This is a genomic window from Curtobacterium sp. 260 (assembly GCF_030803485.1).
Taxonomy (GTDB): Bacteria; Actinomycetota; Actinomycetes; order Actinomycetales; family Microbacteriaceae; genus Curtobacterium.
This window is the reverse complement of sequence record NZ_JAURUY010000003.1, coordinates 332,481-353,343: the sequence shown is the minus strand read 5'-3', so window position 1 is coordinate 353,343 and position 20,863 is coordinate 332,481. Positions and strand designations below refer to the sequence as shown.

19 protein-coding genes are annotated in these 20,863 nt (G+C 71.7%); 9 read left to right on the top strand and 10 right to left on the bottom strand.

Annotation, left to right across the window (positions count from 1 at the left end; translation table 11 throughout):
* Positions 1 to 10 precede the first annotated feature (10 nt).
* A complete protein-coding gene (locus J2X59_RS06170) occupies positions 11 to 1,333 on the bottom strand; it encodes a carboxylesterase family protein (protein WP_326496058.1) in 1,323 nt (440 codons plus the stop codon).
* 171 nt (positions 1,334 to 1,504) lie between these two features.
* Positions 1,505 to 2,800, bottom strand: coding sequence for an MFS transporter (locus J2X59_RS06165; protein ID WP_066651247.1), 1,296 nt, complete (start codon positions 2,798 to 2,800; stop codon positions 1,505 to 1,507).
* A 239-nt stretch (positions 2,801 to 3,039) separates the two neighbouring features.
* Here J2X59_RS06165 and J2X59_RS06160 point away from each other — a divergent pair, with 239 nt between their 5' ends.
* From J2X59_RS06160 to J2X59_RS06150, 3 genes are all read left to right on the top strand, one after another.
* A complete protein-coding gene (locus J2X59_RS06160; protein WP_326496057.1) occupies positions 3,040 to 3,840 on the top strand; it encodes a sugar phosphate isomerase/epimerase family protein in 801 nt (266 codons plus the stop codon).
* Positions 3,837 to 4,952: a Gfo/Idh/MocA family protein gene (locus J2X59_RS06155; protein ID WP_326496056.1), complete on the top strand. Its 1,116-nt coding sequence runs from the start codon at positions 3,837 to 3,839 to the stop codon at positions 4,950 to 4,952. The genes J2X59_RS06160 and J2X59_RS06155 overlap by 4 nt, the downstream gene beginning before the upstream one ends.
* Before the next feature lie 254 nt (positions 4,953 to 5,206).
* Positions 5,207 to 5,749: a hypothetical protein gene (locus tag J2X59_RS06150; RefSeq protein ID WP_326496055.1), complete on the top strand. Its 543-nt coding sequence runs from the start codon at positions 5,207 to 5,209 to the stop codon at positions 5,747 to 5,749.
* Positions 5,750 to 5,783: 34 nt separating this feature from the next.
* Here J2X59_RS06150 and J2X59_RS06145 read toward each other — a convergent pair whose 3' ends face one another.
* Complete coding sequence (locus tag J2X59_RS06145; RefSeq protein ID WP_326496054.1) at positions 5,784 to 6,587, bottom strand: SDR family NAD(P)-dependent oxidoreductase; 804 nt, start codon at positions 6,585 to 6,587, stop codon at positions 5,784 to 5,786.
* Positions 6,588 to 6,734: 147 nt separating this feature from the next.
* Between J2X59_RS06145 and J2X59_RS06140 the strand changes: the two genes are divergently transcribed.
* Entirely contained in the window at positions 6,735 to 8,252 is a 1,518-nt protein-coding gene (locus J2X59_RS06140) for an MFS transporter (protein WP_326496053.1), read from the top strand.
* Entirely contained in the window at positions 8,245 to 9,237 is a 993-nt protein-coding gene (locus J2X59_RS06135; protein ID WP_326496052.1) for an alpha/beta hydrolase, read from the top strand. The genes J2X59_RS06140 and J2X59_RS06135 overlap by 8 nt, the downstream gene beginning before the upstream one ends.
* 55 nt (positions 9,238 to 9,292) lie before the next feature.
* On the opposite strand, the gene J2X59_RS06130 is transcribed toward J2X59_RS06135, so the two are convergent.
* The 4 genes from J2X59_RS06130 to J2X59_RS06115 form a co-directional block, all read right to left on the bottom strand.
* The gene (locus J2X59_RS06130) at positions 9,293 to 10,219 is read right to left on the bottom strand and encodes a carbohydrate ABC transporter permease (RefSeq protein ID WP_326496051.1); all 927 of its coding nucleotides are present in this window, start codon (positions 10,217 to 10,219) and stop codon (positions 9,293 to 9,295) included.
* Positions 10,216 to 11,058, bottom strand: coding sequence for a carbohydrate ABC transporter permease (locus J2X59_RS06125; protein WP_311205688.1), 843 nt, complete (start codon positions 11,056 to 11,058; stop codon positions 10,216 to 10,218). The genes J2X59_RS06130 and J2X59_RS06125 overlap by 4 nt, the downstream gene beginning before the upstream one ends.
* A gap of 220 nt (positions 11,059 to 11,278) precedes the next feature.
* The gene (locus tag J2X59_RS06120; protein ID WP_326496050.1) at positions 11,279 to 12,607 is read right to left on the bottom strand and encodes a sugar ABC transporter substrate-binding protein; all 1,329 of its coding nucleotides are present in this window, start codon (positions 12,605 to 12,607) and stop codon (positions 11,279 to 11,281) included.
* 34 nt (positions 12,608 to 12,641) lie between these two features.
* Positions 12,642 to 13,790 carry an ROK family transcriptional regulator gene (locus J2X59_RS06115; protein WP_251154378.1) on the bottom strand — a complete coding sequence of 383 codons (1,149 nt, stop codon included), beginning with the start codon at positions 13,788 to 13,790 and terminating at the stop codon, positions 12,642 to 12,644.
* A gap of 216 nt (positions 13,791 to 14,006) precedes the next feature.
* Here J2X59_RS06115 and J2X59_RS06110 point away from each other — a divergent pair, with 216 nt between their 5' ends.
* The 3 genes from J2X59_RS06110 to J2X59_RS06100 all read left to right on the top strand — a co-directional run bounded on the left by J2X59_RS06110 (position 14,007) and on the right by J2X59_RS06100 (position 18,093).
* The gene (locus tag J2X59_RS06110; RefSeq protein ID WP_326496049.1) at positions 14,007 to 14,912 is read left to right on the top strand and encodes an ROK family protein; all 906 of its coding nucleotides are present in this window, start codon (positions 14,007 to 14,009) and stop codon (positions 14,910 to 14,912) included.
* Between the two features lie 111 nt (positions 14,913 to 15,023).
* On the top strand, positions 15,024 to 16,346 hold the full coding sequence (locus tag J2X59_RS06105; RefSeq protein WP_326496048.1) for a hypothetical protein: 1,323 nt from the start codon (positions 15,024 to 15,026) through the stop codon (positions 16,344 to 16,346).
* A 43-nt stretch (positions 16,347 to 16,389) separates the two neighbouring features.
* Positions 16,390 to 18,093, top strand: coding sequence for a beta-N-acetylhexosaminidase (locus J2X59_RS06100; protein ID WP_326496047.1), 1,704 nt, complete (start codon positions 16,390 to 16,392; stop codon positions 18,091 to 18,093).
* Between the two features lie 102 nt (positions 18,094 to 18,195).
* Here J2X59_RS06100 and J2X59_RS06095 read toward each other — a convergent pair whose 3' ends face one another.
* Genes J2X59_RS06095 through J2X59_RS06085 form a run of 3 tightly spaced genes read right to left on the bottom strand, consistent with a single transcriptional unit; the run spans position 18,196 to position 19,649 of the window.
* Positions 18,196 to 18,813, bottom strand: coding sequence for a TetR/AcrR family transcriptional regulator (locus J2X59_RS06095; RefSeq protein WP_326496046.1), 618 nt, complete (start codon positions 18,811 to 18,813; stop codon positions 18,196 to 18,198).
* Between the two features lie 48 nt (positions 18,814 to 18,861).
* Entirely contained in the window at positions 18,862 to 19,419 is a 558-nt protein-coding gene (locus tag J2X59_RS06090) for a MarR family winged helix-turn-helix transcriptional regulator (RefSeq protein ID WP_066651217.1), read from the bottom strand.
* A 47-nt stretch (positions 19,420 to 19,466) separates the two neighbouring features.
* Entirely contained in the window at positions 19,467 to 19,649 is a 183-nt protein-coding gene (locus J2X59_RS06085) for a hypothetical protein (RefSeq protein WP_066651213.1), read from the bottom strand.
* A gap of 141 nt (positions 19,650 to 19,790) precedes the next feature.
* Between J2X59_RS06085 and mgrA the strand changes: the two genes are divergently transcribed.
* Positions 19,791 to 20,834 (top strand): L-glyceraldehyde 3-phosphate reductase, encoded by a 1,044-nt coding sequence (gene mgrA / locus J2X59_RS06080; RefSeq protein ID WP_326496045.1) that lies wholly within the window; start codon positions 19,791 to 19,793, stop codon positions 20,832 to 20,834.
* Positions 20,835 to 20,863 lie beyond the last annotated feature (29 nt).

The following is a 20,863-nucleotide window of genomic DNA, read 5'->3' as shown; positions in this document are numbered from 1 at the left end:
CCGGTGGAGGTCACCCCCGGTCGAACACCAGCGTCTCGTCGTCCGCCGCCGTCACCCGTCCGGTCCGCGCGAACTCCGCCCAGACCGCCCGGAACGCCCGCCCGCGCCGTTCGACCTCCGGCCAGTCCCGCTCCGGCACGAAGCGACTGCCCACCCACGCCGACCGACCGCCGAGCAGCAACGGCAGGTCGCTCATGTGCACCGCACCGACCGGCGCCACGGACGGGTGCCGCAGCAACCGGTAGACCGTCGCCCGTCCACCGGCGGCCCGGTGACGGTCGGCGAAGCGCCGCGCATCGCGGCCGTAGATCACCTCGGACAGGGGCCGCACGAGCAGCCAGCGCAGCAGGGGTCGGACCAGGCGGGACCGCGCGGCCGTCCGGAGCCCCGGGACGAGCGGCACGTACATGCCCGCCTCGTCCGAGCCGGACCCGATGAGCACGTCGACCTCCGGTGCGACCGACCGCCAGGCCCGGTCGGTGTCGCGCTCGGCGGGCAACGGTGCGAACCCGTACTGCGTGCCGAACGGCATGCCGCCGGCCAGGCCGTACCGGCCACCGGCCTTCGTCGCGAGGGCCTGCCGCTCGAGGACCTCGTCGAGCGACGTGTCCGCCGCGACCGACCCGACGGCCCGGACCATCGCCCGGTTCATCCGCGCCCGCCCGCGCGAGAGCCCGAGCGGCGCGCTCTGCACGATCGCGCGGCGGAACAGGCCGCGGGCGCCCTCGCTGATCATGAGGTGCGCGATCGCGTCGGCTCCGGCGGACTGCCCGGACGCGGTGACGGAGTCGGGGTCCCCGCCGAACGCGGCGATGTTCCGCTGCACCCACCGGAACGCCTCGACCAGGTCGAGCAGTCCGAGGTTGGCCGGCACCGTCTCGCCGTCACCGAGGAACCCGAGCACCCCGAGCCGGTAGGTCACCGTGACGACGACCACGCGCTGCTCGGTCACCAGGTCGTGGGCGTCGTGGATCGGCAGGTCACCGCCGCCGAGCACGTAGGACCCGCCGTGCACCCAGACCACCACGGGCAGGAGCTCGTCGGGTCGGACGTCCGAGGGCACCGTGATGCTGAGTCGCTGGCAGTGCTCGTCGACCTGCAGGTGGTCCATCGACGGCAGGAGCTGGTCGACGAACTGCGCGCTCGGCTGCGGTGGGACGGGCGCCGGGGTGCCCGCGCGGAACGGCCCGCTGAACGGCGGTTGCGGCGACGGCGGCGCGAAGCGGTCGGCCTGCGCGTAGGGGATCCCGAGGGCGCGGGTCACGTCGCCGTCGACGACCGCCTCGATCGTGCCGGCCGGGGAGTCGAAGGAACGGGTGTCGGTGGAGCGCACCGACCCACGGTAACGACGCGACCTGCGGACCGACGGTGGACGCCAGACGAACGGACCGGAGGCGCGGTGCCAGCTGGCACCGTCCTCCCTCGCAGGCTCGGTCGGCGCGCCCCGCCCAACGCTTCGCGTTGCCGCTGAGCGGGGCGCGCCAGTCCGTCAGTGCGACGGGCGTCAGCGGACCCGCTTGATCGGGATGACCACCAGCGCACCGAGCAGGGCGACGATGCCGGCGGCCCAGCACATGAGCTCGTAGTTGTCCGGGTGGCTGCTGCCGATCTTCAGGAAGAAGAGCGAGATCGCGGGTGCGAGCGACTGCGGCAGCGCGTTCGCGATGTTGATCACACCGAGGTCCTTGCCCGGGCGGTCGGCGTTCGGCAGGACGTCCACGACCAGGGCCGTGTCGATGGCCGAGTAGATGCCGTAGGCGAAGCCCATGACGACCTCGGCGACGTAGAAGCCCGTCACGGTGTCGGCGTGGGCGAGGATCACCAGGCCGACCGCGAACAGCGCCGTCGATCCGCCGACGAAGACCTTGCGGCGGCCGATGCGGTCCGACGCCCAGCCGGAGAGTGCCGCGCTGACGAGCAGGGCGAGCGTGTAGAGGAGCACGCCGAACGCGACCGCCTCGGTGGCCTCCTTCAGGTCCGCGATCCCGAGGTGCTCCTGCATGTAGAGCAGGCGGTAGGTCGTGAACATGAACGTCGCCAGGATGATCAAGAACCGCGACCACCACGCGAACGCGAAGTCGGGGTTCTTGATCGGGTTCGTCCAGAACGACGAGATGAGGTTGATCCAGGTGAACGGCTTGAGCTTGTAGGTGGGCAGGTCGTCACGGGCGACCAGGGCGTACACGACGACCAGGACGATCGCCAGGATGCCGGGAGCGATGAACAGCACCGGCAGGTTCGCGACGAAGAACACCGACAGGTAGGTGCCGGCGAGCACGGCGATGTTCTGCGCCAGGGCGATGATGCTCGACGCCCGGCCGCGCTGGAGCTGCGGCACGTTGTCGGCGAAGCTCGCGAGCAGGGTGGCGAGCGTGGCGTTCGCGGCGAGCTGCGCGAGCAGCCAGCCGAGCGTCAGGTTGAGGACGTCGGGCGCGTAGGCGATCCAGGCGAGCGCGATCGCGAAGACGACGACACCGCCGAGCAGCCATGGGCGGCGGCGGCCCCAGCGCGTGCGGGTCCGGTCGGACAGCGCGCCGGCCAGCGGGTTCATGATGAGTGCACCGAACGCGCCGATCGGCAGCACGGAGCCGATGACGTTCGCCGCGTCGTCGCCGACCAGGGCCTGTGCCTTGATCTGCATGCTGACGTAGACAGGGGCCATGAGCGCCACGAACAGGCCGAACTGTCCGAGGAACAGGGCGACCTGGTAGCCGATCCCCACCTTGACGGTGCTGACGGGCTGGGTGATGCCCGCTTCCGGGTCCAGCAGTGCGGGGCTGCCGGGTTCGGGTGTGCTCATGACGCCTCCTTGAGTCGATCGGAAACCTTGTACTGCAAGGTTTTCCGTCGGCGAGCATACATCGCCCGAGGGGTGATCGACACGTGTCGTCCAGACGGCGCGCGAGTGCGGCACCGGCGACGCGCGACAAAAACTACACAGCGGGTGGTTTTTGGGGTAGCGTCGGTCTCGATCTCGCCGGGGAGCATCGATCCTCGACGGGCCCCGACAACCTGACAGGACCGAAGGAGCCCTCTGCCATGCCCACCACCTCTGTGCAGCTGTACTCGCTGCGCGACGCCATCGCCGAAGACCTCGACAAGGCCATCGCCCGGGTGCGCGAGATCGGCTACGAGAACGTCGAGCCGTACGCGTTCGTCGAGCGCGCCGCCGACCTCGAGAAGGCCTTCGCCGCCACGGGCCTGAAGGCCCCGTCCGGCCACGTCGCCGTGATCGACGCCGAGGACACCGCCCCGATCTGGGACGCCGCGGAGCGCCTCGGCATCCAGACCGTCATCGACCCGTTCATCCCGACCGACCGCTGGCAGACCGCCGACGACGTCGCGAAGATCGCCGAGCGCGTCAACGAGCTCACCGCCGAGGCCACCGCGCGCGGCCTGAAGTTCGGGTACCACAACCACCAGTGGGAGTTCACGAACAAGGTCGACGGCGGGACCGTCTACGAGCTCTTCGTGTCGCAGCTCTCGCCGGAGACCGTCCTCGAGGTCGACACCTTCTGGGCGACCGTCGGCGGCGCCGACGCCCCGGCCGTCCTGCAGTCGCTCGGCGACCGCGTCGTCGCCATCCACGTCAAGGACGGCAAGGTCGACGGTGACATCCTCACCGCGCTGCCCTCGTCCGAGAGCGCCCTCGTCGTGCCCGAAGCACTGCAGCGCGCCTTCGAGAACCAGACCCCGGCCGGCCAGGGCGACGTCGACGTGCGGGGCATCCTCGCCGCCGCACCGCAGGCCATCCGCGTCGTCGAGTTCGACGCGTACTCGGGCGACGTCTTCCAGGGCATCACCGAGTCGCTCGAGTGGCTGAAGGGCAACGACAAGTGAGCCGCGTCGGAGTCGGCGTCATCGGTGCCGGCAACATCTCGGACCAGTACCTGACCAACCTGACGCAGTTCGCCGACGTCGAGGTCCTGATGGTCGCCGACCTCATCCTCGAGCGCGCGGCATCGCAGGCCGAGAAGTACGGCGTGCCGTCGTCGGGCACGGTCGAGGAGCTCCTCGCCCGCGACGACATCTCGATCGTCGTCAACATCACGATCCCGGCCGAGCACGCGAAGGTCGGCCAGCAGATCATCGCCGCCGGCAAGCACACCTGGAGCGAGAAGCCGGTCGCCACCACGGCCGAGGACGCCCAGGCGCTCCTGGCCGCGGCTTCGGCCGCCGGTGTGCGGTACGCGACCGCCCCCGACACCGTGCTCGGTGCCGGCATCCAGACCGCGATCCGTGCCATCGCCCGCGGTGACATCGGCACGCCGCTCACCGCGACGACGATGTTCCACGTGCCCGGCCCGGACCAGTGGCACCCGGACCCCGAGTTCCTCTACGCCGAGGGCGCCGGTCCGCTGTTCGACATCGGCCCGTACTACGTGACGACCCTGCTCCACGCGTTCGGCTCGGCCTCGCGCGTGCAGGCCGTGTCGTCGAAGTCCCGCGAGACCCGCGTGATCGGCTCCGGCCCCCGTGCCGGCACCGAGTTCGCGGTCGAGGTGCCCACGCACCACGCCGCGCTCATCTCGTTCGCCGACGGGCAGTCCGCACAGACGACCCTGTCGTTCCAGCACGCCCTGCCCCGCAACGGCTTCGTCGAGATCAACGGTTCCGAGGGCACGATCGTGCTGCCGGACCCGAACGTCTTCGACGGCGACAGCACGCTGTGGACGCTCGGCAAGGACGAACCGACGACCCTCGAGCACAAGGGCTCGACCTGGGGTCGCGGCACGGGCGTCGTCGAGATGGCACGTGCGATCGCCGAGGGCCGCCCGGAGCGCGCCTCCGGTGCCGTCGCGTCCCACGCGCTCGACGTCATGCTCGGCATCCGGGACGCCGCCGACTCCGGCCAGCCCGTCGAGATCACCTCGCGCATCACGAAGCCGGAGCCGCTGCCGGAGGACTTCGACCCGGCTGCTGCGGTGCTGGCGGAGGGCGCGAACGCCTAGCCAGCCATCTGACCGGACGGGAGGCGCGGTGCCAGCTGGCACCGCGCCTCCCGTCCGTCCGCGTCGTGGGCGCGTCCGGCCCACCGAGCGGGCCAGATCCGTCACGTCCGGAGCCGCGCACCGACGTCCTCCGCCCTCCGGGCGGAGGACGAGCGGCGTGTCCTGCCGGCTCGTGCGGAGCGGAGCGGGACGAGCCGACCGGCCGACCGGCCGTCGGCTTCGTCCCGCAGGGGGATGCCGACGGGAGCGCTGCCATGTCAGGGTCGAGCAAGGGGGATCCGACCGCTGTCGAAGGAGGCGCCACGGCCACGACGCACGACCGAGCGCCACGACGACGGGTCCTGCCGGTCCTCGTGTCCGCTGCCGCGCTGGCAGTCCTCGCCACCGGGGCCGGCATCGGCGTGCACCTCGAGCACGCTGCCGAGACCGCGCGACGCCTCCCTCCGGCGGGTGCCTCGTCGGAGCAGGTCCTCCGCGCAGCCGAGGCCCACGACTGCGCGGTGACCGAAGCCCTCACGGCTGCGCACGCACCGTCATCACCCGACCAGGCGTGGTGCGGGCAGCGGCAGCCGACGTCCTGGTTCGACGAGCACCCGGACCTGCTCGTCCACCGGAACGTCGGCGCCGTCGAGCGGATCCCGGCCGACGAGCGCGGCGGGGTCGCCGAGGAGTGCATCCCCGTCGACGTCACGGAGACGAACATGAGCGGCGCCGACCCCGGGACTCTCGAGGGGTGGCAGTTCTGCTTCCGCCACACCGCCGACGGGTGGCGGCTGTACGACGAGGGCTACGGGTGAGCGGCTCGTTGCACCGAGCGGCTGACCTCGGCGATCACTCTCCGCCGGTGACGAGCGCCGACAACCGTGCCATCAGTCCGCGCGGGACGAACCGGTGGGCGTTCGCCGTCACGGCGTTGCCGAGGCCGGACACCACCGTCGGGCCGCCCTGCCGAGCGAACGCCCGGAGCCCCACGGCCGCGACCTGCTCCGCCGACTGCCGCCCGCGTTCCATGACGCCCGCCGATCCCGCTCCCCGGGCGGCCTCGTCGAAGAAGCCCGTCGCGGTGGGGCCGGGGCAGAGTGCGAGGAACCGGACCCCGCTCCCCCGGTTCTCCTGCCACACCGCCTCGGTGAACGAGAGCACGAACGCCTTCGTCGCGCCGTAGACGGCCATCTGCGGCGTCGGCTGGAACGCGGCCGTCGATGCGACGGTCATCACGCCACCGAGCCGGCGCTCGAGCATCCCGGGCAGGAACGCGTGGACGAGGCGGACGACCGCGGTGCAGTTGAGGTCGACCTGGGTCCGGAGGCGCTCGTCCGTCGAGGCGGCGAACGGGCCGTGGTCGCCGACGCCGGCGTTCGCGACGAGGATGTCCACCCGGGTGCCCCCGAGACGCGCGACGACCCCGTCGACGCCGTCCGCCGTCGCGAGGTCCGCGGGGAGCACCGTCGCCGCCACACCGTGGTCGCGGCGGATCCGCTCGGCGAGCGCGTCGAGCCGGCCCTCGGACCGGGCGACCAGCACGACGTCGGCGCCGGCTGCGGCGAGCCCGAGGGCGAGCGCCTCGCCGATCCCCCCGCTGGCGCCGGTGACGAGGGCGCGGAGGCCACGGAAGGGGCTGCGGGGACGGCTCATGGGTCCTGCGTACACCCGGTGGTGGCGCGGTCGACCGCGATCGCGGTACAGTCACGCCCAGAGGGAAAAATCCCGCTCCGCTCCGGCGGACGGGAGCGTGCACGCGTCTCACGGGAGTCGCCACTTCTTCATCGAAGGAGTGCACCCGTGTCTGCACACACCCCACCCGCCCGTCTCCGTGACGCGTGGATCGCCCTGTCCGGGCTGTCCGCCGTGTTCCTGTTCGAGATGCTCGACAACTCGGTCCTCACCGTCGCCCTGCCGACGATCGGTCGGGACCTCGCCGCGTCCACCGCCTCGCTCCAGTGGGTCTCGAGCGCGTACTCGGTCGCGTTCGGCGGGCTCATGCTCCTGTTCGGGGCGGTCGCCGACCGGTTCGGCCGTCGCCGCACGATGCTCGTCGGGCTGGTGCTGCTCGCCGCGGCGAGCGCCGCGACCGTCCTGGTGACCAGCGTGGAGCAGCTCGTCGTCGTCCGGGTCCTCACGGGCCTCGCCGCCGCGATGACCACGCCCGGCTCGATGGCCCTGACCTTCCGGCTCTTCTCCGCCGACGACCTGCGCGTCCGGGCGTTGACCGTGGTGTCGACCGCCGGGCTCGTCGGGCTGGCGGTCGGCCCGACGATCGGCGGGTTCGTGCTCGCGGTGGCACCGTGGCAGGTGCTCCTGGTGGCGAACGTGCCGATCGCCCTCGTCGCGCTCGTCGGCATCCGCTCCGGGATCGTGGCCGATCGGCCGGCGGACCTGCACCGGCAGCCGCTCGACCTCGTCGGCGCCGTGCTCGGCACGGCCGCCGTCGTCGGCGTCCTGGTGACCCCGACGCTCGCCGTGTCCACCACCGGCTGGCCGACCTGGGCCGCGGCGACCGCCACCGTCGCCGCCGTCGCGGGCTTCGTGGTGCGGGAGCGGACGGCCCCGCACCCGCTGCTCGACCTCACCCTGGTGGCACGGCCCCTCGTCGCGAGCGGTCTGGCGTACAAGGCCGCCGCCGGGCTCGCCACCGCCGGGCTGTCCTACGCGGTGACCCTGCAGCTGCAGGCTGCGTGGGGGTGGCCGCCGGCCCTCGCCGCGCTCGGCACCCTGCCCCAGGTCGTGGTGCTCCTCGCGAGCGGCCGCTTCGTCGGGCCCTTCGTCCGGCGGGTCGGGCTCGATCGGGCCGCGTGGACGAGCGCGACCGCCGCCGTCGTCGGGCTCGCCGTGTTCACCCTGTCCGGGCGCACCGGGTACCCGGCGGTCGCGGTCGCCCTCGTGCTCGTCGCGGCCGGGATGCGTGTCGTCGGAGCGGTCGCCGGGGCCAGCGTCCTGTCCGGGCTCCCGACGGACCGCACGTCGATCGGGGCGGCACTCGTCGACACCGCGAGCGAACTCGCCACGGCGGTGGGGATCGCTGCGACCGGGACGGTGCTCGCCGCGCTCGTCCCCGGCAGCGTGACCGTCGCCCGGACCACGGCAGCGCACGCTGCCGCCGTCGTCGGTGCGCTGCAGGTCGCCGGGGCCGTGATCACCGTGGTCGCAGCGCTGCTCGTCGCCGTCGGGGTGCTCCGCGCGCGACGCGGCGTCGGCACGCCGGAACCGACGCCGACCTCGACCCCGCCGATGCCGTCCACGTCCTCTTCCTCTTCCTCGACCACTTCCACCGACCACCACCAGGAGTCCTCCCGTGCCTGAGACCACCACGCCCCGCCCGCCCTTCGACCCCGAACTCGGCGTCTTCCTCACCGCACTCGAGGCCCGCGGTCCCTTCACGATCGACGCCGCAGCCCTCCCCCGCATGCGTGCGCTCGAGATCACCGAGCACGAGCTCGACGACCGCCTGCGCGCCCGCGGGCTCGAGCGGCGGCGCGTCACCGTCCCCGGACACGGCGGTGACCCGATCGACCTCGCGGTCATCCAGCGCGCCGGCCGGACCGGTCCGACCACGGGCGTCTACACGATCCACGGCGGGGGCATGGTGATGGGCCACCACCTCGGCAACCTCGACTCGTACGACGACTGGCTGCTCGACCACGACGTCGTGCTGGTCAGCGTGGACTACCGTCTCGCCCCGGAACACCCCGACCCGACCCCGGTCGAGGACTGCTACGCCGGACTCGTCTGGGTCGCGGAGCACGCCGACGAGCTCGGCATCGACCCGGCGCGCATCGTCGTCGCCGGCCAGAGCGCCGGCGGGGGCCTCGCCGCGGGGACCGTCCTGCTGGCCCGGGACCGCAGCGGCCCCGAGGTCCTCGCGCAGGTCCTGGTCTCCCCGATGCTCGACGACCGCGACGCCTCCGTGTCGACCCGGCAGATCGACGGCGTCGGCGTGGCCGACCGCCAGGCGATGCACTTCAGCTGGGGCGCGTACCTCGGCGAGCGCCGGGGCACCGACGACGTCTCCCCGTACGCGGCACCGGCGCGCGCCGAGGACCTGTCCGGACTCCCCCGCACCTACGTCGACTGCGGCAGCGCCGAGGTCTTCCGCGACGAGACCGTGGCGTTCGCGAGCGCACTGTGGGCCGCCGGGGTCGACGCCGAGCTGCACGTGTGGCCGGGCGCGTTCCACGGCTTCACGAGCATGGTGCCGGGAGCGGCGGTCTCGCGGTCGGCGGTCGCGGCCCTCGCCGACTGGACGACCCGGCTGCTCGGGGAACCCGACCCGGCGCCGCGCACCTGACGCGCACGGACGGGAGGCACGGTGCGGGCCCGCACCGTGCCTCCCGTCCGTCGCGTCAGCCCTTCACCGCTCCCGCCGACATCCCCGAGACCAGGTTGCGCTGGATGATCATGAAGAACACCACGACCGGCAGCGAGAACAGCACGGACGCGGCCATCTGACCGGTGAAGTCGGTGCCGGTCGTCTGGGTGGTGAACGACGCGAGCCACACGGGCAGCGTGTAGTGCGCCTGGTCCTGCATGAACGTGTACGCGACGATGTAGTCGTTCCACGCGGCGATGAACGCGAAGACGCTCGTCGCGATCATGCCCGGCATCACCAGGGGGAAGAGCACCTTCGTCAGGACCTGCCACGTACTGGCACCGTCGATGCGCGCTGCCTCCTCGACCTCCATCGGGATCGCGAGGAAGAAGCCGCGCATGACCCAGATCGAGAACGGCAGCACCGCAGCCACGTAGGCCAGGATCAGCCCCGCGTAGGTGCCGGTGAGGCCGACCTGGTTGAAGATGAGGAACTGCGGGATGAGCAGTGCGGTCCCCGGCAGCATCTGGACGAGCAGGATCGTGACGAGGATCGTGCGACGGCCACGGAACCGGAACCGCGAGAGTGCCGCCGACGCCAGGATGCCCAGGGCCAGCGAGAGCACGACGGCCCCTGCCACGACGATGGTCGAGTTGCCCAGGTAGACCAGGAAGTCCGCTCGGGTGAAGGCCGTCACGAAGTTGTCGAGCGTGGGGTGAGCCGGAGCGAAGAGCGGGGTGCTGGTCAGGGCCTCGGAGCGGGGCTTGAAGGCCGTGTTGATCATCCAGTAGACCGGGAAGATCCAGACGACGCAGAACACGATCGCGATGGAGCTGCTGATCCAGCGCACGGGGCGCCGGCGACGGCGGATGCGTCTCGTCGCCGCGACGCCCTCGGGGGTGGGGGCGGCTGCGGGGACGTCGGCTCGGACGGGGACGCCCGTCGGCATCGCGGTGGTCACAGCTCTTCTCCCGATCGGACGAGGTTCCGGATGTAGAGGGCACTGAGCGCCATGAGGATCAGCGCCGCGATCACGGCGACCGCCGAACCGGTCCCGATGTCGTGCCCGACGAACGCGGTGACGTAGGTGAAGACACCGAGGGTGGACGTCGCACCGTCCGGACCACCCTGCGAGACGAGCCAGATCTGGTTGAAGACGTTGAAGTCCCAGATGATCGAGAGCATCGTGACGAGGAGCAGGGTCGGTCGGAGGTACTCGATCGTGACGACGCGGTACACCGTCCACTCGGAGCCGCCGTCGAGCCGGACGGCCTCCTTCACCTCGATCGGGATCTGCGTCTCGGCGGCGTACAGGGTGAGCGCGATGAAGGGCACCGCCTGCCAGACGACGAGCATCCAGATGGACGTGTACGCCAGGCCGGCGCTGTTGCCCCAGTCGGTGTCGGTCATGTCGCCGAAGACCCGGAGCTGCGTGAGCGCCCAGTTCACGACCCCGTAGCCCGGCTGGAAGAGCCAGTTCCACACGAGCGAGGACGCCACGTTCGGCATGCCCCACGCACAGATCAGGACGATCGTGACGGCGTAGCGGAGCACCACGCCCAGCCGGGTCATCAGGTGCGAGACGCCCGCGCCGATCAGGATGCTCCCGAGGACCATCGCCGCCGTGAACAGCACGGTGCGGACGAGCGATGCCCAGAAGGCCGGGTCGGAGAGGATCTGCCCGTACTGCGCCAGCCCGACGGCGTCGTACGCACCGGTGAAGAGCGAGCGCTGGTCGTAGTCGGTGAACGACGTGAAGACCAGGAAGACGATGGGGGCGACCGTCACGAAGACGAGCACGAGCCCTGCTGGAGTCAGGAGCCAGAGGGGGGCGAACGAGCGGGTTGCCCGGCGCTGCAGAGCGCCGCCGGGACGATCCCCGGGCGAGCGGTCGGGGCGGCTGCGGCGCTCCGTGCTCGGGCGGGTGGCTGAGACGGTCACGTCTGGCCTTTCCGGTCGGGGCGGGCGGTGCGGGAGCCGTCGCGTGACGACGGCACCCGCACCGTCCTGGTGGGTCGTCCTACTGCTTGTTCAGGACGTCGTCGGCGGCCTTGTCGAAGGTCGCCGCGGCTTCCTCCGGCGTCTTCGAACCGGAGACGATGCTCGAGAACAGGGTGTTGATGCTCTGGTCACCCTCGAGGTCGGCCCACCGGGCGTTGGCCGGGGTCGCCTTCGAGTTCAACGCCGCGGTGAAGAAGGCCTTGTTGATCTCGCTCAGGCTGGAGTCGGCGGCCTTGATGCCCTCGGTGCTGTTCGGGATCCAGCCGTTGTCGCCGTAGACGTACTTGCTCTGGACGTCCGGGCTCGACGCGATCTCAACCCACTTGAGCGCCAGGTCGGTGTTGCCGGACTTCGCTGCGATGCCCCAGTCCGATCCACCGAGCATGACCGGCTGTGTCTTCCCGGACTTCCCCGGGAACGGGAAGGTGCCCATCGTGTCCGCCGTCATCTCCGGGTTCGCCTGCTCGATGAGGCCGAGCGTGCCGCTGGTGCTGAGGATGGCCGATGTCTTGCCGTCCGCGAAGACCTGGTTCATGTCCGGGCTGTCGGTGTTGAGGGTGGCCGAGGCCTTCGTCGAGTACGCGTTCGCGAACGCCCGGAAGTCCTCGAGGCCCTGCTGCGCCTTCGCGTCGCCGAACCCGGCCTTCCACGTCCCGCCGTCCTCGGTCGCGATGTCACCGCCCGCGTCCCAGACGAACTGCATCCCGGCGTACCAGTACTGACCGGGCATGTAGAAGGCGGAGAAGTCCTTCGCGGTGTTCGCTGCCTTGACCTTGTCGAGGTCGGCCGTCAGTTCCTCGTAGGTGGTCGGGACCTCCGTGATGCCGGCGTCCTTCCACATCTGCTTGTTGTAGATGACCGATCGTGCGCCGGCGAAACCGGGGACGCCGTAGAGCGAGCCCTCCACCGTGGCCGGGTCGGACAGGCCGTCGAGCCAGGTCTGCCCCTGTGCCAGGTCCGACTCGTACGGGGTGAGGTCCAGCAACGCGCCGTTCGCGGCGTAGCTCGCGACCTGCGTGTTGCCGAGGTCGAGGACGTCCGGCGGCGTGTTCGTGGCCAGCGCGGTCGAGACCTTGGTCGTGATGCCGTCCCACTGCTGGACCTGCACCTTGACCTTCGCGCCGGTCTCCTTCTCGAACTGGTCGTTGATCGCGGCGATGGTCTTGTCGGAGTAGTCCCCGGTCATCGCCCACACGGTCAGCGTCTTGCCGTCCCCCTTGACGTCCCCGATCTCCTTGGTGCCACCGCTGCCGCCAGCACCGGTGTTGCCGGCGCTGGAGCACGCGGTCACCCCGAGGGCGACGGTCAGGGCCACGGCAGCTGCTGCCGCGAACTTCTTCGTACGCATTGCTTCTCCTTGGTGGTCGTTCTGCTGTGTCGGATCAGCTGACCCCGAGCTCCGCGGCGAGCAGGAACGCTGCCCCGCCCCGGAGGATCAGGTCGCTGTTGGTGGACGTGGCCGTCACGGCGAGGTCGTCACCCACGCTCGCGAGCGTGCGGGCCGAGACGGTGTCGTGCACGGCTTGCACGAGGGGGCCCTCGACGAGGTCAGCGGGCCCGGTGACGACGATCTCGGTGATGTTCACGGCACTGACGATCGGAGCGAGCACCCGGCCGAGGGTGTCCCCCGCAGACCGGAGGAGGCCGGCACGGTCGGCGACGGGGGCAGCGTCGAGCCGCCGAGCCAGGTGGTCGGCCCCGATGATCACCTCGAGGCACCCACGGCGCCCGCAGGGGCACGGCTCGCCGTCCTCGTCGATCGTCAGGTGGCCGATCTCACCTGCCGCGTAGCGCTCGCCGAGCACGAGTCGTCCGCCGAGCACCATCCCCGTCCCCACGCCGTGCTCGAGCGCGACGACGAGCACGTCCCGGGTCGGGTCGACCTCGAAGGCGTGGACGCCGAGCGCCGCGACGTTCGCGTCGTTGAGGACGTGCACCGGGAGCCGGAAGTGCTCGGCGAGCTGCCGCTGCAGGGGCAAGCCGCCCCCGAGTGCGACCGAGTCGAGGACCGTGCCCGTCTCGTCGATGACGCCGGGGCACCCGACGGCGATCCCGAGCAGGCGACGCGACGTCGTCGCCGCCAGGCGCTCGACGAGTCGGATGATGCGGTTGAGGGCCTGGTCCCCGACGGCACCGTCGACCTCGATCTTCGCGCTGTCGACGACGTCGCCACGCAGGTTCGTGACCGCCCCGACGAAGTGGTCGGGGACGGAGAGGTCCACGACGACGATGTGGAAGGCGTCGACGTTCAGGTTGATCAGGGTCGCGGGCTTCCCGACGCGCAGGTCCTCGCGGGGCCCGAGTTCGGTGACGAGGGCATCGGCCTCGAGTTCGGCGACCAGACCGGAGACGGTCGGCCGGGTGAGCCCCGAGTGCCGGGAGAGGTCCGCTCGGCTCATCGCGCCGTCGGTGAAGAGCGTCTGCAGGATCAGGGAGCGGTTGAGCGCCCGGCTGTGCTGCGGCAGGGCCTTGCTCCGTTGACGCCGTACCTGCGCCGCGAAGGGTGCCGGAGCATCCGTGTCGTTCGCCAATGGGGTTCCTCCCTCCGAGTGGTTGCCTTAGTAAAGGACCGTTCCTAATCCGATGTCAAGCACCGATCTGGAGCCGTAACAGCCCCGTGATCTCGCGGAAACACTGCTCGACACGCTCTTGCCAGCGTCCAGTTAGGCGTGTTTACTAACCCGCATGCGCAGCCTTGACGCCGCGTCCTCGCTGACGAGGCCGCGCACCCCCAGGACGGGAGCACCATGAGGATCGGCCTCGACATCGGCGGGACGAAGATCGACGCCGTCGCCGTCTCACCGGCGGGCGACGTGGTCGATCGGGTCCGGGTCCCGACCGGCTTCGGGCCCGACGCGGTGGTGGCCGAGACGCTCGCCGTCGTCCGGTCGCTCGAGGTCCGGACGCGCTCGACCGCGGACACCATCGGCATCGGTGTCCCCGGTCTGGTCGACCACGAGACCGGCTGGGTGCGACACGCTGTCAACCTCGGGCTCTCGGAGGTCGCACTCGGTCCGCTGGTGGCCGCTGCGACGGGCGCGGCGGTCCAGGTCGAGAACGACGTGAACGTCGCCGCGCTCGGTGCCGCGCAGGCGATGCAGCTCGACGGGCCGCACGCGTACCTGAACATCGGGACGGGACTCGCCGCCGGACTCGTCGTCGACCGGCGCCTGTGGCGCGGAGCACGGGGCAACGCCGGCGAGGTCGGGCACATCCCGGTCGTGCCGGACGGGCAGCCCTGCGTGTGCGGTCAGCGCGGCTGCCTCGAGACCCTCGCATCGGGGTCCGCCCTGGCAGTCGCGTGGCCGGGCCACGGCAGCTCCGCAGCGACGGCCCTGTTCGACTCGGCCGACGCGGGTGATCCCGCTGCCGTCGCCGTCCGCGACCGCTTCGTCTCGGGCCTCGCATCGGCCGTGCGCATCCTCGTCGTCACGGCCGACGTCGAGTCGGTCGTCGTCGGCGGTGGGCTCGCCACCCTCGGCGAACGCCTGCTCGCCCCCGTGCGCGCCGGCTTCGACGGCGCCGCGCGCACGTCCCCCTTCGCCGCCTCGCTCGACCTGTCGTCCAGGGTCCACATCGCCCCCGTCGACCGTCCGCTCGCCGCACTCGGGGCCGCGTTCCTCGCGCCCGCGCCGGCCGTCTCGACCGCCTGACCGCGCTCGAGCCAGCCGTCTCGACCGCCTGACCGCGGTCGACCGGCCGCCCGCACCACCGAAGCCTCGAACCCACCGATCGCGTCCCGACGCAGCGGAAGTGAGCACGCCATGACCGGACCATCCCGTCCCTCCGACCACGACAGCCCCCGAGCGAGCGGCACGCTGACGCGCCGAGGGATCGTGCTCGGCGCCGCGGCGACCGTCGCGTCCGCCGCGGTCACGCTCGGCGCCCCGGGCATCGCCGCCGCGATGCCGCCGGCCGTACCGCGCGGGGGTGCTCGACCCCCGACCGGTCCGGTGTCGCACGCCCGTTCCCGCGACCTCGCCTACGAGTACCTCGACCTCCGCATGGACGAGTACGGCTCCGGCACGGAGCTCCGCCTCCCCCGCAGCTACTTCGGTGGGTACTTCGCGTCGCTGCCCACCGAGTTCGTGTCGTCGTTCGCCTACGACGATGCCCTCATGGTGCTGGCCTGGCTCGGCCGGGGCCGGCACCGCGACGTCCAGCGGGCCACGGTGCTCGGGGACACCCTGCTGGCGCTGCAGGCTGCGGACCCGATCGGCGACGGTCGGACCCGGGCCTCGTACCAACCCGACACCTTCCCCGTCGCGACGCCCCCGCGTCCGATCGACATCGGTTCCCCCGCCGCCTACACGGGGATCCAGTCGTGGGTCGGCATGGCGTTCTGCCGCTTGTTCGTGGTCACCCGGGAACGTCGGTTCCTCGACGGCGCGCTCCGGCTCGGCGCCTGGATCGAGACGAACGCCCGCGACGACGTACGGCAGCCCGCCGGGTACACGGGCGGACGGAACGCCGACGACCAGCCGATCACCTACAAGTCGACCGAGCACAACATCGACGTGACGGCGTTCTTCACCCAGCTCGCCCGGCTCACCGGCGACCGCACCTGGTCCCGACGAGCGACCCTGGCGGAGACCTTCGTCCGCGCGATGCAGGACCGGACCGACGGGCACCTCTGGACCGGCACCGACCCGGACGGCACGACGATCAACCGCACGCCGATCCCCGAGGACGTGCAGGTCTGGGCGTACCTCGCCACGCTCGATCGCCGGTACTCCGCATCGGTCACCTGGGTGCTCGACCACCTCATCGCCCACGACGGTCCGTACACCGGCCCGTCCTTCTCGGACACGGACGTCAGCAAGGTCTGGTTCGAGGGGTCCGGTCAGCTGGCGCTCGCCCTGGAGGCGCGGGGCACGCGAACGGACCGCACCCGGTCCGCCTCGGTCCTCGACAGCGTCCAGCTCGCGCAGCGCACGCAGGCGAACGGCGACGGGAAGGGCATCGTCTCGGCGTCGTCCGACGGACTCGACACCGGGTTCGGCGACCTCTACCACTCGAGCCTGCACACCGGTGCGACGGCCTGGTACCTGCTCGCCGTCACCCGCACGAACCCGTTCCGCCTCTGACCATCCCGATCCGTCCCCGACCACCCCGGAAGGACATCACCGCATGCTCATCCCCAGCCCCCGCTCCCGCGTCGACGGCGCCGGCTCGTTCACCCTCGACGAGCGGACCCGCGTCACCGCCGACCCCGCGGCCGAGCCGGTCGCGCAGTACCTGCAGCAGGTCCTGCGCGCCTCCACCCGTCTCCCCCTGTTCGGCGCCGCCGGCGCGACCGACGTCCCCCTGGTCGCCCTCCGGATCGCCGCCGATCCGAGTGACCTGCCGGAGGGCCCCGGCGGTGACCGCTCGGAGGCCTTCCGGCTGGAGGTCACCACCGAGGGCGTCGTCGTCACCGGCGGCGGCCCCGCCGGCGTCTTCTACGGCGTCCAGGCACTGCTCCAGCTGCTCCCCGCCGACGTGTACCGCCGCGGCCAGGTGCGCACCGAGGGGTGGATGCTCCCGGTGACGGTCGTCGAGGACGCCCCGGCCTTCGCCTGGCGCGGCGTGATGCTCGACGTCGCCCGGCACTTCCGCACGAAGGCGGAGGTCCTGCGCCTCGTCGACCAGCTCGCCGTGCACCGGCTCAACCGCCTGCACTTCCACCTGACCGAGGACCAGGGCTGGCGCATCGAGATCACGAAGTACCCGCGGCTCACCGAGGTCGGGTCGTGGCGCACCGAGTCGCAGGTCGGCGCACACGTGCCGGACGCGGACGGCACGCTCCGGGTCGCAGGGAAGGACGGACGCCCGCACGGCGGCTCCTACACCCAGGACGACATCCGCGAGATCGTGGCCTACGCGGCCGACCGGTTCGTCACGGTCGTGCCGGAGATCGAGACACCCGGACACGTCCGCGCCGCGCTGGCCGCGTACCCGGAGCTCGGCGTGCACCCGGAGCGGCAGCTCGACGTGTGGACCGAGTGGGGCATCGCGCACGACGTGATGAACGCCGAGGACAGCACGGTGCGGTTCTTCACGGACGTGCTCGACGAGGTCGTCGCGCTCTTCCCCTCCGAGTACATCGGCCTCGGCGGCGACGAGTGCCCGAAGGACCAGTGGGAGGACGATCCCCGCACCCAGGAGCGCATCCGGGAGCTCGGCCTCGCGGACGAGGAGCAGCTGCAGGCCTGGATCGTCGGGCAGCTCGCGGCGCACCTCGAGTCGCACGGACGCCGGGCGTTCGGGTGGGACGAGATCCTCGAGGGCGGCACGCTGTCCCCGTCGGCGACCGTCGTCTCGTGGCGCGGGTTGCAGGGTGCGATCACCGCCGCACGGCGTGGGCACGACGTCATCTCGACACCGGACGACCAGGTCTACCTCGACTACCGGCAGAGCGACCTGCCGAACGAGCCGATCCCGGTGTCGATCGTGCTCACCGTCGACGACGTGTACGCCTTCGACCCGGTGCCCGCGGAGCTCACCGAGGCGGAGCGGGCACACGTCATCGGTGGGCAGGCGAACATGTGGACCGAGCACGTCGACACCGTCGGCCGACTCGACTACCAGCTGTTCCCGCGCGTGGTCGCCCTGTCCGAGGCGCTCTGGTCGGCGGACGTCGCCCGCCCTCGCGACATCGAGGAGTTCCGGCAGCGGTTGACGCACCACCTCGCCCGGCTCGACGCGCTCGGCGTCGCGTACCGGCACGAGTCCGGCCCGCGCCCGTGGGAGGAACGGCCCGGTGTGCCGGGTCGCCCCCAGACGCGCGCGGAGCGCGCTGCGTACATCGACGCGGTCACCGCGAACATCGCGGACGGCGCGTCGACGCCGTAGTCGCGACCGGGCGGCGGACGGGAGGCTCGTGGCGGCACCGCGCCGCGCCTCCCGTCCGCCACGCGTCGAGACGGAGCCGTGGTCGCGTCGCCGGGACCGGCGTCAGTCCTCGGCTGCGGGGATGATCGACTCGAGCAGGCGGAGCACCCGCTCGCCGTCGACCGCCTCCGGGTCGAGCAGCCACTGCACCTGCAGGCCGTCGGACGCGGCGATGCCGAGGCTGGCCAGGTCGACCGGGTCCAGGTCGGCCCGGATCCGTCCGGCGGCCTGGTCCGCGGCGATCAGCTCGGCGAGGTCGGCGCGGAGCCGGGTGAAGCGCTCGCGCATGAAGTCGCGCGTTGCGGGGTGCCCCTCCTGCACGGCGTCGGCCGCGAGCGTCGTGTAGAGCTGCACGAGCCCGGGGACCGCGCGGTTCCGCGACGCGCTCTCCCGCATGTCGCCGATCGCGGACCGCAGGCGGTCCGGGGCGTCCTGCTCACGCACCTCGTGCTCGCGGTAGACGGCGAGCAGCAGTTCGTCGCGGCTCGGGAAGTAGTGCCGGAGCGCCGCGTGGGTGATCCCGAGCGCGTCGGCGACCGAGCGGAGCGACGACGCGTCGACGCCCTGCGCCGCGACCATGCGGATCATCTCGTCGAGGATCTGCGCACGGCGTTCGGCGCCCTTGCGGTACCCGCCGCGCCGGGGCGGGGTCGCGCCGTCCTCGTCGACCTCGTGCGTCATCCCCCCAACTTACCGCTGGAAGGTTTTCGCACCACCCTGCGGTCGCCGCTAGGAGTCGTTCGGCTCCGCAGCGCCGTCGGGGTCGACCGTGTACTCGTCGACGGGTGTCGGGGTCCCGACCGCGAGGGCATCGGTGATCTGCGACAGGCAGCGCGCGAGCACCTCGTTGTCCTCGCTCGACAGGTGGTCCATCACGCCGACCACGGCCTCGTGGAACCGGGCGTACGACGAGTCGATCTTCTCGGCGGCCTGCACCGTCGGCTCGAGCACCTGCGCCCGTCGGTCGGTGGGGTGCGGGACGCGGACGATGTCGCCCTTCGCCGCGAGCCCGTCGACGATCTTCGTGACCGACGCGTTCGAGACGTTGAGCATGACGGCGAGGTCCTTCGGGCCCATCGCCCGACCGTCCCGGTGCGCCTGCAGCATGTACCGCACCGTCAGGAACTCGTTCTTCGTCAGGCCGCTCTCGGTGCGGGCCTGCTCGAGCTGCTGCTCCTCGACGTGCTGCAGACGCAGGAGCGCGTCGACGGCGACCTTCGCGGCCTTCGACCGCGGCTCCCTGGCGTAGAGGTGGACGTGCTCACGGCGGACGACGGTCAGGGGCATCGGCTGGTGGGGTCTCTCTGTCGGGCGGATCCGGTCGGAGCGGGTGGCTACGCGGTGGGCGCCGTGAAGAAGTCAGCGTACGACGGTTCGCTGCGCGTCGACAGGAGCGACGGGTCCTGGATGCGCCGGGACACCCAGGCGTCGATCACGGCGGGGTCGGTCAGGCCGACCCGCGTGTGGGTCGCGGACATCCGTGTGGTGCGCGGCATCCCGGAGTACGTGCTGTGCATGACTGATCCCGCCTTCCTACGTCGTTGCCGTCCTGGTCGGACGACTGAACTGTTTCACGACGCGAACGATCAGTGCAACGAACCTTTCGCGTTCTGTACGGTTCGCGCGGCACTCGACCGGGCGAGGCCAGGATGGGTCCCATGTCCTACATCGCCGCGGACGACCGCTACGACTCCATGCCCTACCGCCGGACCGGCCGCTCCGGCCTCGACCTGCCACTGCTCTCGCTGGGCTACTGGCACAACTTCGGCGACGACAAGCCCTTCGAGACGCAGCGGGCGATCAGCCGCCGGGCGTTCGACCTCGGCATCACGCACCACGACCTCGCGAACAACTACGGCCCGCCCTACGGCGCCGCCGAGGTGAACTTCGGTCGGCTGATGCGGGAGGACTTCCGTCCCTACCGCGACGAGATGGTGATCTCGACGAAGGCGGGCTGGGACATGTGGCCCGGGCCGTACGGGCAGGGCGGCGGCTCGCGGAAGTACGTGCTCGCCTCGCTCGACCAGTCGCTCGAGCGGATGGGCCTGGACTACGTCGACGTCTTCTACTCGCACCGCCTCGACGCCTCGACCCCGCTCGAGGAGACCATGGGCGCACTCCACACCGCGGTCCAGCAGGGCAAGGCGCTCTACGTCGGGATCTCGTCCTACGACGCGGAGCGCTCCCGACAGGCCGCCGAGATCCTCCGCGACCTGGGCACGCCGCTCCTCATCCACCAGCCCTCCTACTCGATGCTCAACCGCTGGATCCAGGACGAGGGCCTGCTCGACGCCGCGGGCGACCTGGGCTTCGGCGTGATCGGCTTCACCGCGCTCGCGCAGGGCCTGCTCACCGGGCGGTACCTCGACGGCGTGCCGGAGGACTCGCGCGCCGCCGCCGGGAAGTCCCTCGACGCCGGGTCCCTGACGGACGAGGTCGTCGGACACCTGCGGGCGTTGAACGACATCGCGTCCGACCGCGGGCAGAGCCTCGCGCAGCTCGCACTCGCGTGGGCACTGCGCGACGAGCGGGTGACCTCGCTCGTCATCGGGGCGTCGCGCGTCGAGCAGCTCGAGCAGAACGTCGCGGCGCTCGGCAACCTGTCCTTCACGGACGACGAGCTGCGCCGCATCGACGAGCACTCGGTCGGCGTGCTCGACGTCGACCTGTGGTCGGGAGCCCGTTCCGGTCAGGTGAGCTGACCCCGGACCGGCTCCGTCCGGCCTGGCCC